General features: G+C 49.9%; 10 protein-coding genes. 3 read left to right on the top strand and 7 right to left on the bottom strand.

Going from position 1 to position 16,566, the window contains the following annotated elements; translation table 11 throughout:
• Window positions 1-26: 26 nt before the first annotated feature.
• The 5 genes from PN498_RS03535 to PN498_RS03515 all read right to left on the bottom strand — a co-directional run bounded on the left by PN498_RS03535 (window position 27) and on the right by PN498_RS03515 (window position 7,736).
• Entirely contained in the window at window positions 27-2,441 is a 2,415-nt protein-coding gene (locus tag PN498_RS03535; RefSeq protein WP_272061297.1) for a CHAT domain-containing protein, read from the bottom strand.
• A 200-nt stretch (window positions 2,442-2,641) separates the two neighbouring features.
• Window positions 2,642-5,059, bottom strand: a complete 2,418-nt coding sequence (locus PN498_RS03530; protein WP_272061296.1) for a two-partner secretion domain-containing protein — start codon at window positions 5,057-5,059, stop codon at window positions 2,642-2,644.
• 555 nt (window positions 5,060-5,614) lie between these two features.
• The gene (locus PN498_RS03525) at window positions 5,615-5,812 is read right to left on the bottom strand and encodes a hypothetical protein (RefSeq protein ID WP_272061295.1); all 198 of its coding nucleotides are present in this window, start codon (window positions 5,810-5,812) and stop codon (window positions 5,615-5,617) included.
• 284 nt (window positions 5,813-6,096) lie between these two features.
• Entirely contained in the window at window positions 6,097-6,381 is a 285-nt protein-coding gene (locus PN498_RS03520) for a hypothetical protein (RefSeq protein WP_272061294.1), read from the bottom strand.
• A 209-nt stretch (window positions 6,382-6,590) separates the two neighbouring features.
• On the bottom strand, window positions 6,591-7,736 hold the full coding sequence (locus tag PN498_RS03515) for a Na/Pi symporter (RefSeq protein WP_272061293.1): 1,146 nt from the start codon (window positions 7,734-7,736) through the stop codon (window positions 6,591-6,593).
• Window positions 7,737-8,252: 516 nt separating this feature from the next.
• Here PN498_RS03515 and PN498_RS03510 point away from each other — a divergent pair.
• Window positions 8,253-10,316 carry a DUF3352 domain-containing protein gene (locus tag PN498_RS03510; RefSeq protein ID WP_272061292.1) on the top strand — a complete coding sequence of 688 codons (2,064 nt, stop codon included), beginning with the start codon at window positions 8,253-8,255 and terminating at the stop codon, window positions 10,314-10,316.
• Window positions 10,317-10,391: 75 nt separating this feature from the next.
• Window positions 10,392-10,970 (top strand): Uma2 family endonuclease, encoded by a 579-nt coding sequence (locus PN498_RS03505; RefSeq protein WP_272061291.1) that lies wholly within the window; start codon window positions 10,392-10,394, stop codon window positions 10,968-10,970.
• A 49-nt stretch (window positions 10,971-11,019) separates the two neighbouring features.
• On the opposite strand, the gene PN498_RS03500 is transcribed toward PN498_RS03505, so the two are convergent.
• Complete coding sequence (locus PN498_RS03500; protein WP_272061290.1) at window positions 11,020-11,547, bottom strand: GUN4 domain-containing protein; 528 nt, start codon at window positions 11,545-11,547, stop codon at window positions 11,020-11,022.
• Complete coding sequence (locus tag PN498_RS03495) at window positions 11,544-13,073, bottom strand: GUN4 domain-containing protein (protein WP_272061289.1); 1,530 nt, start codon at window positions 13,071-13,073, stop codon at window positions 11,544-11,546. The genes PN498_RS03500 and PN498_RS03495 overlap by 4 nt, the downstream gene beginning before the upstream one ends.
• Before the next feature lie 453 nt (window positions 13,074-13,526).
• On the opposite strand from PN498_RS03495, the gene PN498_RS03490 reads away from it, so the two are divergent.
• Window positions 13,527-16,496 carry a peptidase domain-containing ABC transporter gene (locus PN498_RS03490; RefSeq protein ID WP_272061288.1) on the top strand — a complete coding sequence of 990 codons (2,970 nt, stop codon included), beginning with the start codon at window positions 13,527-13,529 and terminating at the stop codon, window positions 16,494-16,496.
• The last annotated feature ends 70 nt before the right edge of the window (window positions 16,497-16,566 follow it).

The following is a 16,566-nucleotide window of genomic DNA, read 5'->3' as shown; positions in this document are numbered from 1 at the left end:
TCTGGTCTGGGTACTGGCAGCTTCAGCTACAGGCTCAATGGTGTGTCCTGCAGCGGTGCTGGGTTGCCGACGAGGACGAAGGCTGCCCAGGCTAGTGGATTAGGGTAGATTTCTTTGGTTTGCAGCATGGCCTGTCGCAGCGCTTCGGCTTTGTTGTGTCCCTCCTGTAGCTCTTTATAGAAGGTCTGCATAAGGATGGAGGTGGGTTCATCGGGCACGGACCAAAGCGAGACGACTGTGCTTTTAGCCCCTGCCGCGATGAGCGATCGCGACAGGCCCACTACGCCATCACCCGTTACTTCACCCAAGCCCGTATCACAGGCACTCAGGACAACGAGTTGGGCAATCAAAGACAGATCAGCAATCTCGCTGGCGGTTAACAGACCATCATCCGTTCCGGAGGGGGTGAGGGCGATCGCGCCTGGAATGGGAATGCGCTGCTGGGTATCGATGTAGTCCAGCAAGCCATGCGTCGCCAGATGGATGACTCCCGCAGTCTCCATCTTGTCGGCAACAGCCGACTCAGTAGCAGCACTGCCGATAATCGCCTCTGTCTGGAATAGTCGAGCAATCTCCTGAGCTTCAGACTCAGCTCCTGGCAGTGGTTGAAGTGTTGGCAGGTTGGAAATTAGCGGCATTTCAGGATTCCCTACCACCAGTGAACTTGCCGTGGAAGGCAAATCCTTGTCCTCCAGCGTTAAATCCAGTAGCTGAATGGCTGGGGCTGTCAATAACGTATGCCGTTCAATCAGATAGCGACCATCAGCATCTTGCAGCGCTGCGAACGGTAGATAAAACAAGGACTCATGGGGAATCAACACGACTAAATCGTCAGGATCACTCGGCAAAGCATCTTCGATAGGCGCGATCAGTTGGGCATAGATAGCTTGAAACTGTTCCGCGGTTGAGAAGGCTGTGTCCGCATTATCCCCAAGCACCACACCCAATCCACGAGCACGTCCCAAAGCACCAATCGCCGTTCGGCTTTGCTGAACCTGTTCTTCTAGAGTAAAGTTAGCTTGGTCAAGGGAAAGGCGCTTAAAGGTCGTTTGACCTGACGGTGCGACTACCCAAACAAATATTTCTCCAGTTTCACCTCGTTGTCGTCCCTGCACGGTGAAATCGTCCTTGGGAACGATCGCATATTCAATAATGGTGGCGTCTAATTCACGGGCCGTTTGCTTAATTTGATCGATACTGGGCGGCGACAGCGCCACATCCTCTTCAGCCACAACTTCTACAAAAGCGCGGGCACGCCCCTGCTCAGAGGTTTCGAGAGCAGCCTCATAGTTGCCCTGAGCAACCTGGACCTGCATCAATAGGTTGTAAGTGTAGATTTGAGTATCGAATACGGTGACTTTGTCCTCATCCGTCAGCCCTTCCCGCAAGGATGACAAAAGCTGAATCGATTCTTTGAGCGCAATTTCAGCGTCAGTTAGTTCTCCTACCAATAATTGAGTATGGGCCAAGTTATTGAGAGCATCCGCCAACAGTCGCGGATCTTCAACGGTACGGGCGATCGCCACACTGGCTTGATGACTCTCCATCGCCTGCTCAAAGGCTTCAGTATCTTCGTAAGCAACGCCCAAATTAGTCAGAACAGTTGCCTGTAACGCGCGATTGCCCGTCTGTTGCGCTAGAGCAAAACTTTCTTGAAAGTGCACAATCGCGGCTTCAGACTGCCCTAACTGCTGATAGGTCCCCCCCAAGTTATTCAATCCATAAGCCGCAGACCCTAGAAAACCAAAATCTTGGGCGAGGGCAATTCCTTGTTCATACCAAGCGATCGCAGCGCTGTAATCACCTTGCTCGCTGTAAAGTCCCCCCAAATTCATCTGGGCCGTCGCTTCCAAAGACGGAGAATCAACAGTGGCAGCAATTTCCAGGCTAGTCTCTTGAGCAGTAATCGCTGAGAAATAGTCTCCCAAAGCCTGATACGCATTGCCTAATAGCCCATGAAGCTGGGCGATCGCGGCAGAGTCTTCGGTTGATTCGAGAAGAGTTAAGGCTTGCTCATACGTTTCGACTGCATTGGCATAGCGACCCGAGGCTTGATAAGCAATGCCCAAGTTGCCCAGGGCCTGCGCCTCCAAGCTTAAATGGTTGAGAGAGCGCGCTAGGTCGGCACTGTCGCGACTGTAAGCGATCGCCTCGCCATAGCGGCCCAGCGACAGATTAGCAGCCGCAAGGGCGTTAAGGGTCACGGCTATATTGTCCTGATCGCCCTCTGCCCGAAATTTTTCCAAAGCTGTTTGCCAGGACGCGATCGCCAACTCGTAATCATTTGCTTCAAATGCCCTCATGCCAGCCCGAAAAGTTCCACTAGCAGTCGTTGTAGTTTCAGAACTCTGGGTAACCTGAATTGCGGAAGGCGTAGGGGCCTTGCCGTCGAATGACGTTAGTAATGTAGGGACCATAACAGCCAACAGTGACAGCATCATGAGTTGTACAAGGTGTTAGGTAGATGTTTGAGTGGCATCGCCTGTTCTGCCGATGGCTACTCTCCTGATTACAGAGAAGGACAATCTTTCCCGGATATGATTCAACAGTAGCGCTTTAACCACGTATCGAATGTGACCTATTTTCCGGCATGACTCCCTATAAACCCGGAAGGATTCTCTGTGCGTTTGGGTACTGCCTTCTATTCTTCACAAGCCGGATCTGAGATTTCGGCATCTTTGTCACAGACCGCTAGAACAGTTTCTGCCGAGGTGCCACTTGTATCTTGAGTGGCACGTTCGTTCTCAGTATCCGCATCAAGATCTGATAAAGTATCCAGAGCTGTTGTGTCTATCAGCACGTTGCTATCGATCAGAAAGATCTGATTTTCGAATGATGTGACGATAGTGCGGTCTGGGCGAGTTCGAAAAATGCCACCCGCAGCCCCGCTGTCTGCTAAAGGAACTGCGCTGCCACCCCCCGAATCAGGACCCACCCAAAATTCAATGGGCAGCGGCGGTAAGAGGTTTTCAATATCGAAGGCGATCGCAATTCCCCGGACTGTATCGGCACTCACTCGTTCTCCCCTACGAACCGTGAAGCTTCTATCTAGAAGAAACAATTCAGTGTCTGATTGAGGTAAAGCGGCTGTGCTGACGTCCTCTTCATCATTAAGCGGCACCGCTGCCAAAATACTCAAAGTAAAGTCATCCACAAGAGCAGGATCTGCCTTCTCGGGTCTGGCTGCGACATCGACGACACCCTCAGCCCGGAAGCGACCTGCCGAATTCACAACAACGCCACCCGAACCAGACAAAATGCTCTCAACGATGATGTCACCCCGGGTCGATTCCAAAGAAACTTGGCTGGTATTGCCGTCATTCCCCAAAGTTGTAATGGGGGTAACCTGCAAAGCATTCAGCACCCCTGCATCAATGTCTGCGCCCATAAGCGTGATGCTGCCGTCGGTATTATCAGGGACTTCGTACGTGAAGATATCACCTACGGCAATACTGCCCCCCGTGGTAATTGACAGGTCTCTGCCAGGTGCCACCAATACATCGTCAGGATGCATGGTGAAAGTCCCCCCCGCTTCAAAACGAATGGGGGCCGTTCCTGTCTGAAACGTGAGCTGATTGTCGTCGAGATCTGCGATCGCAATATCACCGCTGGCTTGCAGGGTGATCGCAGTATTGCCAGACAGTCCTTCTAGTTCAGATTCATAAATTTCTGTTGGCAATGCCTCAGCCAGATCCAAGGTCGGGGCACTCAGCAGATTGGCCAGGTCATCGCTATCGTCACCATCAGCAGTACCGTTGAGAATTGCAATATTGACGGGATCCAGCAGGAGTTCGCCCCCTAAGCCCCCAGGTGCCGATGTAGTCACGGTTCCTCGAAAGATGAGGGACTGTCGCCCCGAAACCTCGACCCATCCGCCATCGCCCGATAACGCGCCTCCCTGCGCTGAAATATCGCCCCAAACACCAGCGACGCCGTCTGACCAAATTGTGACGCTGCCCCCATCTCCGGTTTGACGACCGTTAGCCGCGATCACGCTGTCTCCATCCACATAAGTCAGCGTTGATCCGGGTAACGTTCCCTGTCCTGTTGGGTCGCCGCCAATGCGAATATTACCGCCGTCCAACGTTCCTGATGCATCAACCTTAGCTTCGACTAAGCTGACGCGATCGCCCACCACCATCACATCGCCTCCCGACACTCCTGATGCATCTAGGGTGTTGGAGACAAGAGCGCTACCGACAACATCGGCAATCTCGACGTTAGCTAAGGTAATGAGACCTTCAGGTGTTACGGCTAAACCAGTGGCAGCGGCAGTCTCACCGCCGGTCAGCAATTCTGCAAGTGTTGATGGCACAAACGGTAGCGAAGCATCAGCATGGGGCAGCGTTTCTATCTCAAGGTTGAGCACCATGTCAGTGTGGCTGATGCGCACCAGATTGCTGTTGGGAACAGCGGCGATGACAATTTCACCACTAGGCGTCGCGAGTGTTCCAGTCGAAATAACTTGTCCCCCGATGAGGGCGATCGCCTCACCAGGCAAGACGGTCATGTTTCCTGTATTGACAACCTGCCCTGACGCATCAGCAGCAAACACAAAACCTGTCGGCGTCCCCACCAGCTGATCTTGCCTTCGGCTATTGATAGTCTCAAAAAGGTCCTCACCAAAGAGAACTCCACTGGCGGTTGCTGCTGCAAAAGAAGCTGGGAGGTCAAGCTGGATGTTTGGCCCAAAGAACACTCCAGCCGGATTAATCAAGTATAGATCTGCTGAACTACCGGACACTCTCAGCAGTCCATCAATATAAGACGCATTGCCGCCTGTAACGCTACCCAAAACGGCCTGGGTAGTGGGTTGTGACGTAAAATCAGCAGTCTGTCCCTGCGATAGTCCAAACTGCTCGAACATGTAGAAAAGCGACTGACCATCAGCAGAAGTCACGCCACCGGTGATGCTGAATTCGTCTCCCGCTTGAATAACTTGTGTTTGGCTACCGGCTTCTGGAACAACAGGCATTGCCTGAGTTAAATCTGTCGCTACCAGCAAACTGCAACCACCGAGACCTACCAAAACCGTTTTTGAATATTGCAGAGTTGCCATGTTAGAGATATGCCCAAATCTTGAACAGCCTGTAGTAACTCGCTTTGTTCAAAACAGTTTTAGAGCTGATTGGCGTAGGAATTTTCAAAAAGTACTGAAACCTCCCTCAGAAGGAGATTTTAATTATTCCTCAAAAACACACAATCTCTCTGAAATCCCTAAAACAACTGGTTCTCATGCAGCCCTCAAATCAGCACTTGGTAGATTATTGGGAGCGATCGCACTCAATAGAGCAATACTACAGAAATAAAGAGCAATTGCCCTTAATCGGTGTTGAGCTAGATAAATACCGTTTCTCTTTGCTGGGGCCACAGTTCTTAAGACTGAAGCATTGCCATTCGAGTATTTTCGAATCCACAATTAAACATACCAGAAACAAGAATTGGTATAACTCCTCTGAAGAAACCCTGATACGAACAATGCCAGAATCCTACCAGACTTATTGAAGCACCTAAAAAGACTTAATTTTTCCATAGTGTGAGCTTGAAGCTTCTTCACATTAATGTCTTATAAAAGCAATCTTTCCTCTTCTAAACTCATGCTTTTACAGCGGTGTCAGGAAAGACTACAGATTTCGACAAACAAAAAGGGCGATCGCTTTTCTTGAACGGATACTGGACAATATTTAAGACGAATTGCTGCCTTGCTCGGCTTTGCAGGGCATTCTGGACCGGAGTTGAAGTTGAGCAGCAACAGAATGAAGAGAGCGATACAGGCGAATCCACTGGCTTCAGAAACATTTAGATTCAGCATCTTCTATTAATAGGCTGAATGATGAGCGCAACAACAATTTGCTGAAAATCCATTGTGCATTGGGCGCAAAAACCTCTCCTACGTAGATCTTGCGGTTGAGCTTATCTGACAACTTTGCCCCCTTGGTCCCCAAGGGTTGAGGAATTCAAGGGAGTAAATTCAGGTATTGTGCTAAATGCAAGATGTCGATCCTGTCTTCAGTGGATCCTCAATGAAGAACAGTTTTTGCGCCGTTTAGGAGTTTCCCTTTCAACAGCAAACTCTTGAACCTAAGACTTTTAAGCCTAAGAATTCTCAGAGTCGCCCATCAATTTCTTGAGGCCACTACTGATATCGCCCATGAGGCGATCTAGAGCCTCTCTAAGATCGGTCCAAGCATCATCGGCAGCTTCAGATAGTCCCTTAACGCTGATATTGGCCTCATCAAGATACTTCTCTAGGTTCTCAATCTCCTCATGCTGTGCTGCTAGGAGATGAGCTTTTCGCTCAGCCTTCAGCTTGCCTAATGTCGTCTTTGTCGTTGTGATTTGAGCTTCAAGTTGCTTTACGTAATCAAGTCTCTCGCTCATAATTACCCTCCCTGAATAAACGTTTTTGTACCTTTAGTTAGTCCATTGGGTGAAAACGTAGCGGTACGACATGGCTAAAAATGCAGGTTAGATGGATGCTAAGGAACCTCAGCAAAACACCCGAAAATGTCCGTTGTTCAGCAAGAAGGCAAAGCCTACATTCCGTTTAACATCAACCTACAACCTACACTTTCAACCTGAAGACCTAGTTAAGCTAATGCGGTGATACCCAACAAAATACCTGGAATTAAAAAGAACACCGCGATGATGTAGGCAAACGCCAAGTATTTACGTTCAGCCGCGACTACGGCTAGGTTTTCTGCACCAATAATGGGCAATCGGCACAGGAAAGGAATGCCATAGATGATAACTACGCCAAGGGTGTTATAGAGCAGGTGAACCATCGCAATTTCTAAGGCGGGAACCGCATCAGCACCGGATACAGCCGTTGCTGCCAGAAGCGCTGTGATACAGGTACCGATATTGGCACCCAAGGTAAAGGGATAGACCTGGGCCAATCCAAAGACGCCAGCACCCGCCAATGGCACCATCAAGCTAGTTGTCGTGGAAGATGACTGCACCAGAATGGTGATGAGCATGCCTGCTAGGATGCCTGCGATCGGGCCACGTCCGATCGCCATATGCAAGATATCCTTAGCGCGACCGACCATTAGCTGCTTGAGCAGTCTTCCAATGAAAGCAATGGTCAAAAAAATGAGAGCAATACCCAACAAAATCAACAGAATCCCGTCGAAGGGCGCTGGCAAAACGTGAGTTCCAGCTTTAAAGACGTTGACAAGAGGACTGGTGACCATCTTCACAACGTTGAAATCTTTCACGCTCATTGAGCCACCACCGACCAATGCGTTGGCTAGGGCAAGTCCCATTCTTTCAAGTGGGTGAAATAGAATCTCAACTGGCAGAAAGATAATGACGCTGAGTAAGTTAAAAAAGTCGTGAACGGTGGCAGCCGCAAACGCCTTCTTAAATTCGTCGTTGTCACGCACATGGCCCAAACTAACCAACGTATTCGTAATTGTGGTCCCGATGTTGGCTCCCATAACCATAGGCACGGCTGTTGCCACAGGTAATCCGCCTGCCACTAAGCCAACAATGATGGAAGTTACAGTGCTGGAAGACTGAATTAGAGCGGTCGCAACGGTTCCTACGATCAAGCCCATAAAAGGGTTGGTTGCGAAAGCAAATAGTTCTTCGGCTCGCTCACCCGTGGCAGATTTGAAACCAGCGCCAATCATACCAACCGCGACGACCAGCAAATAGATGAGAACAAGAACACCGATCCACTGTAGGACGGGACTCTTTTGACGACGGCCTGGGTCTACAGCTTGGCTCATACCTGAATGCTCCGATGTACGTAGTTTTATTAATCGCCCATCGCATCGCTGAGGACATTGAGCAGAATTAGTCCATCGGTCAGAAGCGTGACAGCAAGAACTATCACAAGCACAACTAATGTCGCTACTAATGACTAGACAGATGCCTACGTCAGAAAACTTTAAGCTCGGATGCTCATAGCGAGCTTTACTGTTAAGTAAATAGGCGTACGGAGTCTTCTTGAAATAGAGATCTGCTCTACCGAGCAATGCACATAACTAGAGACAGTAGGGATGTAAGTTTAGTTTTTCGTTATTAGTAGATTAAGACAAATATAAATGTAAATTGATGAGAAAAAGACATAAGTTCACGCTATGAAAGCTCCATCTTTCTGAAGAGAAAGCCCATTTAAAGAAACTACACTTCATCTGCGAAACAACAAAATGAGATGTTCCAGCCTTCTGAACCAGCACGATTGTGACTATTGAATTGTCTATCTGGTCATCTTCCAAAGCCCGTTTTAGTAGGAGACTATTGTGTCAAGAGCAGCCCATAACATTTGTGTAGCGATCGCCCCAGTCCTAACACTAGCCATACCGGCTTTGGCTGCCGCCGAGCCAGCCGGAGAGATTCCTGAAATTACTCAGTATCTACCCGACAACACGGCCTACGTTGTTCTGCTCGATATGCGAAACGAAACCTGGGAACAACTTGGCCAATATGCTCTCTTCCAGCAACTTCAAGATCAGGGTGTTGACTTTCTCAATGCTGGTGGACTGCCGTTTTTGCCGGTTGATCTCGATTACCAGGAAGACATCGGCTCTTGGGTTGGCGATACCGCAGCAACGGCACTGATGCCGCTTGAATTGCCTCAGGTTACCGCGATCGAAGAACACGAGATTTTGATTGCACCCATCGCTCAGCCAGATAACTTTGATCCGTTCCTTCGCAGAATTGCCGATGTCCGAGACGCTTATCCTGATATTCAAAACTATCAAACCTTTTCTATCTTTTATTGGGAGCCACAGTTCTTTGAGGTTTTGGACAATCCTTTACCGCCTATAGAACCGCTACCTCCTTTGGAAGCTCCACCTCCCGTTACCCCCCTTCCACCACCTGTCTTTGATCCTCCGGTCATCGAACCGCCACCGCCACTGCCAGAGCCCGGTGATAGGTTTGAAGCGCCGCCTATTATTGAGACGCCTCCTCCTATTACCGATCCAACCCTTGAACCAGCAGAACCTGTTGAGACACCTCTGCCAGAGCCGATGCAGCTGCTATCACCCTCAAGTACTGAATTGGAGTCTTCAAAGGGGGCGATCAAAGCAGTGCCAGAAGAGGAACCTGAAATTGAGCCTCCAGTAGTGCGGGAGCCAGACGTACCCGGGTTAGCGATCGCCGTTTTCCCTGACTTTATAGTTGCTGCCGAACATCCCGCCGCTATCCGTTCTTGGGCAGACCAAAGTCCTGAAACCGTAGCAGACTCGCTGGCGACTAACGATCGCTTTTTGCGAACGCTCTCCCACCCTCATTACGACGAATCGTTTGCTGCTTTCTATGGCAGTGTTGCAGAGATAGTGAAATTTTCTCTTGCAGATTTTCCGTTACCCAATCTACCTATCGATATTCCCAGACCAGCTGATCTAGCACCGAGTGAAATTGCTCAATTGGCAGCTACTCAGTTAGATAGCAGTGTTGAAGTTCTGCTATATCCCACTGACAGAGGACTGCGACTACAGGGGCGGGGATATTACGATGACAACACGGCGCTACAGCTTTTGACCTCGGTTGTTCAACCTGCACCCGAAGCTATTTTGAGCAACGTCCCCGGCAATAGTTATGGAATGTTGAGTGGTCACAATATTGCTGGATTTTGGGAAGGTATCCAGCTTTCTCTGGAAGCCAGTGAAGAGACAAGTATGTTTCTAGATCAAAGTGAAGAAACTTTGATGCTCACAACGGGCCTGAACTTTGATGATCTTTTTGGCTGGATGGATCAAGGATTCAGCGTTTTTCTCTTCCCAACAGAAGAAACGCCCATCAACTCATTCCTGCCTGATGTAGACGTTGGGTTAGGTCTTCTATTGCAAACGAGCGATCGCGCTGCTGCTGAGTACGCATTGAGTCAACTAGACGTCACCCTAGAAGACTTGTTTGTTATTGTTGAGCCGACGATGATCGATGAAAAACCAGCGACCAGCTGGAGTTCCTTTTTGGACTTCGATGCAGAACCTGACAGCTTTCTGGGTTACGGTTGGGTCAATGACGATACGCTTGCTTTAACCACTAGCCTGGGCTCGCTTTCTGAGATTTTTAACCTAGAGCCAGCTCAAGCACTACCTAACTCGCTTCGGTTCCTATGGTCTACCGAAGATTTTCCAGAAGCTAATCAGGGATACGGCTATCTCAATTTGGCTTCAGTGCGATCGCTCTTCTTTAGGCTCTTTCCAGTTTTTCCAGGTGATTTGGAAGGGGCTGAGTTTCAGAGACTCGCCGGTTCCGTCCGCACAGCTAGCACCACCGTCTCCTTCGGCGAGGAATATTTCCAGCTGGATGGATTGCTGATGCTGTCTCCTACTGAGCAGCCTGATTTTGAATGATCCACTCATTCATCATTGAGGAAGCTAGTTTCCTAGAATAGGAATAGTCGCGCGATTGTTCTCTCGGTAACTATCATGCTTCAGGTCAAGCCTCGATTCAGCAGTTTTGCAGAGTATCTTGCCTATGACGATGGCAGCGATAGGTTATATGAGCTCTTCAACGGAGAACTGATTGAGTTGCCGCCTGAATCCGGACTGAATGTGCAAATCGCAACTTTTTTGCTGTTAAAGTTCGCGGCGTTGCTGGACTATCGAAGGGTTAGGGGACACGGTTTAGAGCTCGAAGTGCGAGGGGAGCCCAAGAACCGATATCCTGATCTCACCATCTTGCGTCCAGAACACATTTTGCTGTTGACCCAGCGCAATACCATCCGCTTATCAATGGCCCCGCCGGTGCTCGTTGTAGAAGTGGTGAGTCCGGGCGAACTACAGCGCGAACGAGATTATGTTGCTAAGCGGCGACAGTATGAAGACCTTGGAATTGTGGAGTACTGGATTATTGATCCTGAAGCTCAAACGCTGCTAGTACTGTCGTTGCGAGAAGGCGTTTATCAGGAAATAGGGATATTTGAGGGCAACAGCGCGGTGCGATCGCCCCAATTTCCTTCACTAGACCTGACTCTTGCAGAGCTATTCAGCTCTACTGATGCCTAGTCATCAAATCGTGCATGCAGACACGATATATTACGTTCCTCTGTTAAAGCTAAATGTGCTGGCACCGTTCTAGGCGCAGCATAAGTGCATCAAATAAACTAGCATCACCAAATCCGGCACCGCGTCCGGTACCAAAGCCCCCCGTCTGCCAAGATAAATACCACGGCATTTCCCAAAACCATAGAGCCGGAAGATGCCCGCGTGGAGCCTCCTCCAACGAAAAGGTGAGCCAACTGTAGAAGTTAAAAAACCCAGCGGGTCTCCAGACACTCGTCATCATCCACCCGACTCTTCGACTAAAGTCAAATGATGATCGCGCAGCCCCTTCTCGATAAATTGCCAGTTGCGGCGTAAATCCAAACTTGCCGCCACTGTAGAACAACCATCGCTGGTCAATTTTATGGAGGACATCACAAGGAAATTGGGCGATCGCTGCTTGGTCAAGCCATCCCTCTCGCTGACGATCCGTTTCGGCCAACATAATTTCGAACGTGATTTCGTCAGCAGCTTGCCAATCTGCCTGATCCAAGGTTTCGTCCAGCTCTTGTAAAGCGGGTTCATGCGTCGCTTCTATCATGTGGGTTCATTTCCTCTGTCTACCGTCGAGGAAGTTGCGTTCATCTTCAAGCCCGACAGGCACTTCTCGACCAAATCATGGAAGAAATTATGAATTACTTCGTCATTCACGGTGTAGTCTCCCTCCAAAGCATCTGACCCCCAACGCCATGTTGGTAAATGGCCTGCTGGCGCTTCTAAATTGAACTGCAAATCTCGATAAGATGTGCGCCACGACCTTAGGTTGACAGTACCAATGCCAAAAGACTCTCTCCATCCCACTCCCGCCAAAAAGTCATCCGCTCGTCCTTCACATTGCATATAGATTTGGTGCTGCGCCCTAAAACCAAATCGTCCTCGACTATATCGAGTCCATAAAGCATCCAGGGTTTGCAAATCAACACAATTCAACTTGAGAATCGTGTTGCCTTCCAAAGCCCGCATATCTCGACTGAGCGCATTAAGAATAAGTCGTTCAGTTTCCTGATCGGCGGCTTCCCATTGAGTTAGCCACAACAACTGCCGCAAACGTGAATAATCCAACTCCATAGCAGAGTCGATGGGGCCATATTTCTCATCAGTGACTTCTCGCTCGATAGCTCGAACCCATTCAGGATCAAGATTCCAGTCGCGTCGGGCTTGCTCCAATCGACCTCGATCAAAATCACTGGGATACATGGAATTGGCGATCGCCCCAGCAAATTCTTGCCGATATTGCTCAGCATAATTTTGCTGCTTGGCGGCTTGCTGCTGAGCCTCCTCTTCCTGAAGTTGGGTTTCCGCCTGCAAGCGGGTCACTTCTTCCTGACGCTGCAAGTGGGTTGCTTTTGCCTGAATGCGAGTAATGTAATCCTCATGTATCGGCTCAACATCCTTATAAGAGAGGCCGAGCGCTTGAGAAAGGCGACGCAGTTCAGCCCACGTTTCATCGCTGAGCGGGGAAAGTTGACCTTCTGATTTAGCGGACTGGCGCTCTAGCTCAGCATTGAAGATTTCCCGATACCGCTCAAGCTTGGCCGACCGATTAACATACGGTCCCAGGGCTTGGGCAACAACAGTCTCAGCCCAATCTGCATCAAGGTTTAAGCGATGTCTCAACAGCTCTAAATTGGCCTGTTCAACGGGCGAAATTTCACCCCCTCTGAAAGCATATGTTTCGGCTCGTGCTTGGAAAATCTGTTTGGCCGGAAGAAACGTTTCAATCGCTGGCAGAAGGCCTAAAAGTTCCTCAGCAGAATCCGTTTGCGTTTGGACTCTCATCCGGTCGATAGTACAGGTCAAACGAATTTCAGCAGAGGTTTCAGTCAGGCGATCGCTAACCTTCTTGATCCAAGTTGAAACTCTTTCTGGATCAGGAATGGTTGCCTGCAAACCGTGACGGTACTGAATCTCTTGCTGGTTAATTAACGGCGCAATCCGGGTTTGCGAAGTTAAGTCCAACTGCGTCAAATCATCCCAAAAGAGTTGCAGCGTGTGGTCTTTATCCGCTTCATCCAGCTCGGGATCGACAATCTGCAGAACAATACTGGCAGGTTTAACAGTATCCACCCTGATGAACACTCCTAGCTGATACACAGCCCCCCGTACAAAGGGTTGCGACTAAGGATACCTCTAGAATTTACGATTGGGCAGCCATATTGCCAACAATTTTTACCCAAGCTGAAAAGCAGGGCATAAAACCTGACCAATTGAGTTTTTCTTGGATGTGCTTATCCGAGTCTTAAATTTGTCTGAATTCTGTGCAAAAGAACAAGTTCCTTAATCTAAGTGGTAAATATCTTGAACTAAACTGGTATGGCCTTAACTTAAATTCCAGTCAATCTAGAACCGCAGTCTCACGGATCTTCGCGAACGGCCTGACAGAGAGGTTACACCCTTGTCTGAGGTAAGGTCTGTTCGACAAGCTTGCGAAGAGGCTTGCCCCTGTCTTGGTTACGAAAATGCCCCGGATGGGCAAGCTGTATTGTTGAAATCCATAAAAACTACTAGATAGCAAGGGTAATGACGGCAACTTCTCAGTCCCTGCAAAACACACTGTCCCGCATCGCGCCGTTCGATCTGCTCCCCGGATCGGCGCTTTCTGGCATCACCCAGGGCAGTCAAATGCTTCGGTATCGGATCGGGCAACCTATCGTACGTCCTGAGGCATTACCTCAACTCGTTTTGATTACAGAGGGGCAGGCGCGTCTACTCGGGGAAGATCCTCGTACTGAGAAACCGATCACCTTGAAGCTGCTCGAAAAGGGTGACATGCTTGGCGTTGTCGGTATGCTGCGCGGCAAACCCTGTGAAACCGCGATCGCCTCCTCCGAGGTGGTTGGCTTAAAGCTTTCAATCAGTGCGTTCCAAAAAGCATTGGACGACCATCCCAATTTTGCCGCTGCGATCCGCGATCGCCTCTACTTAGCAGAGGTCTTCGATCTGTTAGCCCGTCACATTGGCGAGCAGGCCCAAGATGTCGGCAATTTGGCACAACTGGCCCACCTCGTCCACGAAACGGGGGTAGTGCGCTACCTACCTTTCGGTCAAAAGCAAGTTGATTTGGATTCAGAGCACGATTGGTTTGTGAGCAGCGGTACGATCATTAACCAACCGATGGGTAGTCGGCTGAATTTGGAATGGGCCGGCAGCGAACTCAACGTTATTAGTCCCCAAGGTGCTCGTTTGGTGGGTTTGCCAGAAATATCGAGCCAACCTGTTGCGGAACTTCCGACAATTGACGATGGGGCTTTGGTTCCTACTGCTGCACCGGATCCACGCGAAGCTATTCCCTTTGCACCCGAACACCTACCGGAACCAGAACCGGAAACCTCTGGTACCGACGACTATCCCTTCGTTCGAGGTCGGGGTGAAGTAGAGGGGATGCTGGCCTGCATGGAGATGGTCAGCCTCTATTTCGGGATGCCTTTCCGCCGAGACATTATTCGTCGCATTTTGACCAATCAGCGCGATCGCCTCGGCCAGCTCTCCCTTCCGTTAGCGGGTAAAGTCGCGGAGTTCATGGGGTTACGCACCCAGATGACTAAGGTCCCTGCCAGTGCTGTGGGACGAGTACCCACGCCAGCACTAATCTCGTGGCAGGAAGGCTATGCCCTCTTGTACGAAACCAATTCCAAAACACGAGTGCTAGCGATTCCAGAAACCGGCATTATTCAGCGATCGGCCCTGGAATTTGAGGAAACCTGGGGCGGCGAAGGCGAAATTCTCCTGATTGAGAAAACTCGGGAGACTCCCCAAGAACGATTTGGTCTGAGCTGGTTCATTCCCTCCCTGCAAAAATATCGCTGGGTGCTGGTTGAGGTTCTAATTGCCTCGTTCTTTGTTCAGCTTTTCGGACTGGCAAACCCGTTGATGGTGCAGGTCATCATCGACAAAGTGATTGTGCAGAACAGTACCGATACCCTACAGGTATTGGGGGTCTTCCTGCTCGTCATCGCCGTCTTCGAAGCGGTGCTCACAGCGTTACGAACGTATCTATTTGTCGATACCACTAATCGGATCGACATGGCGCTGGGTACCGAAATTATTGATCACCTGCTGCGACTGCCGCTGCGCTATTTTGACCGTCGTCCCGTAGGAGAACTGTCTAGCCGGGTCAACGAGCTAGAGAATATCCGGAAATTTTTGACCGGTACCGCCCTGACCGTGGTGTTGGATGCCGTTTTCTCGGTGCTCTACATCGTGGTCATGTTCATCTATAGCTGGCTGTTGACCTTAGTTGCGCTAGCGACGATTCCACTCTTCGTCTTCCTGACAGTGCTGGTTGCACCCGTCGTTCGGCGTCAACTTCGCCAGAAAGCAGAGCGCAACGCAGCAACCCAGTCCTACCTGGTCGAAGCCTTATCCGGTATTCAAACAGTGAAGGCGCAAAACATTGAGTTGCGGACACGCTGGCAGTGGCAAGAGCGCTATGCCAGTTACGTCAGTGCTGGCTTCAATACGGTTCTCACATCAACAACAGCCGGAGCCGCCAGTAGTTTTCTGAATAAGCTCTCGGCGCTGCTGGTGCTTTGGGTCGGTGCTTATTTAGTCTTGCAAGGAGAGCTGAGCTTGGGTCAGCTCATCGCTTTCCGCATCATCTCTGGCTATGTGACGGCGCCCATTCTGCGTTTGGCTCAGCTCTGGCAAAACTTCCAGGAAACAGCTCTTTCGCTGGAGCGCTTGAGTGACATTCTGGACCATCCTTGTGAGGCAGAAGAACAGGGTCGTAACCAGATCCAGATGCCTGATATTCAAGGTATCGTTCGCTATGAAAATGTAGCCTTCCGCTTTGCTCCATCCGGTCCGCTACAGCTGGTCAATATCAACCTTGAATTCCCAGCGGGCGAGTTTGTGGGCATTGTAGGACAGAGTGGTTCTGGCAAGAGCACCCTGATGAAGCTATTGCCACGCCTGTACGAAATTGAATCAGGCCGCATTCTGATTGATAAATACGACATCAGCAAAGTCGAACTTTACTCGTTGAGACAACAGGTCGGTATTGTGCCGCAGGACAGCTTGCTGTTTGAGGGCACTGTACAGGACAACATCTCTCTAACCCGTCCTGAAGCCGATACTGAGGCCATTATTGAGGCTGCCAGGATTGCTTGTGCTCACGAATTTATTATGGATTTGCCTTTAGGCTACAACACTCGTGTGGGTGAGCGCGGTTCATCACTCTCGGGGGGACAGCGGCAGCGGATTGCGATCGCCCGTACCATTCTTCATAATCCCCGCCTGCTTATCCTTGATGAGGCTACCAGCGCCCTCGACTACGACACAGAAAAGCAGGTCTGCACTAATCTCAAGGCGTGGTCAACTGGACGGACCGTATTCTTTATTACTCACCGTCTCAGCACAATCCAAGATTCGGACACTATTCTAGTAATGGACAAGGGTGCTGCCGTGGAGCAGGGAAGTCACGAAGAACTCATGGACATCAAAGGGCGTTACTACACGCTTTATCAGCAACAAATACATACCCCCGAGTAGGTTGGCTTGTTACTGAGTTATCGCAGTCTTTAAATAACCGTATTTCTTTACTTGCTTAACATCGAGGATT

This window comes from Oscillatoria sp. CS-180, from assembly GCF_028330965.1.
Taxonomy (GTDB): domain Bacteria; phylum Cyanobacteriota; class Cyanobacteriia; order Phormidesmidales; family Phormidesmidaceae; genus Halomicronema.
The sequence above is the reverse complement of the archived record's forward strand: the minus strand, read 5'-3'. Positions and strand labels throughout refer to the sequence as shown.

Excerpts from the sequence above, each read along its gene's own strand:
- PN498_RS03535 (WP_272061297.1), bottom strand. The coding sequence starts at position 2,441 with ATGATGCTGTCACTGTTGGCTGTTATGGTCCCTACATTACTAACGTCA.
- PN498_RS03530 (WP_272061296.1), bottom strand. The coding sequence starts at position 5,059 with ATGGCAACTCTGCAATATTCAAAAACGGTTTTGGTAGGTCTCGGTGGT.
- PN498_RS03525 (WP_272061295.1), bottom strand. The coding sequence starts at position 5,812 with ATGCTGAATCTAAATGTTTCTGAAGCCAGTGGATTCGCCTGTATCGCT.
- PN498_RS03520 (WP_272061294.1), bottom strand. The coding sequence starts at position 6,381 with ATGAGCGAGAGACTTGATTACGTAAAGCAACTTGAAGCTCAAATCACA.
- PN498_RS03515 (WP_272061293.1), bottom strand. The coding sequence starts at position 7,736 with ATGAGCCAAGCTGTAGACCCAGGCCGTCGTCAAAAGAGTCCCGTCCTA.
- PN498_RS03505 (WP_272061291.1), top strand. The coding sequence starts at position 10,392 with ATGCTTCAGGTCAAGCCTCGATTCAGCAGTTTTGCAGAGTATCTTGCC.
- PN498_RS03500 (WP_272061290.1), bottom strand. The coding sequence starts at position 11,547 with ATGATAGAAGCGACGCATGAACCCGCTTTACAAGAGCTGGACGAAACC.
- PN498_RS03490 (WP_272061288.1), top strand. The coding sequence starts at position 13,527 with ATGACGGCAACTTCTCAGTCCCTGCAAAACACACTGTCCCGCATCGCG.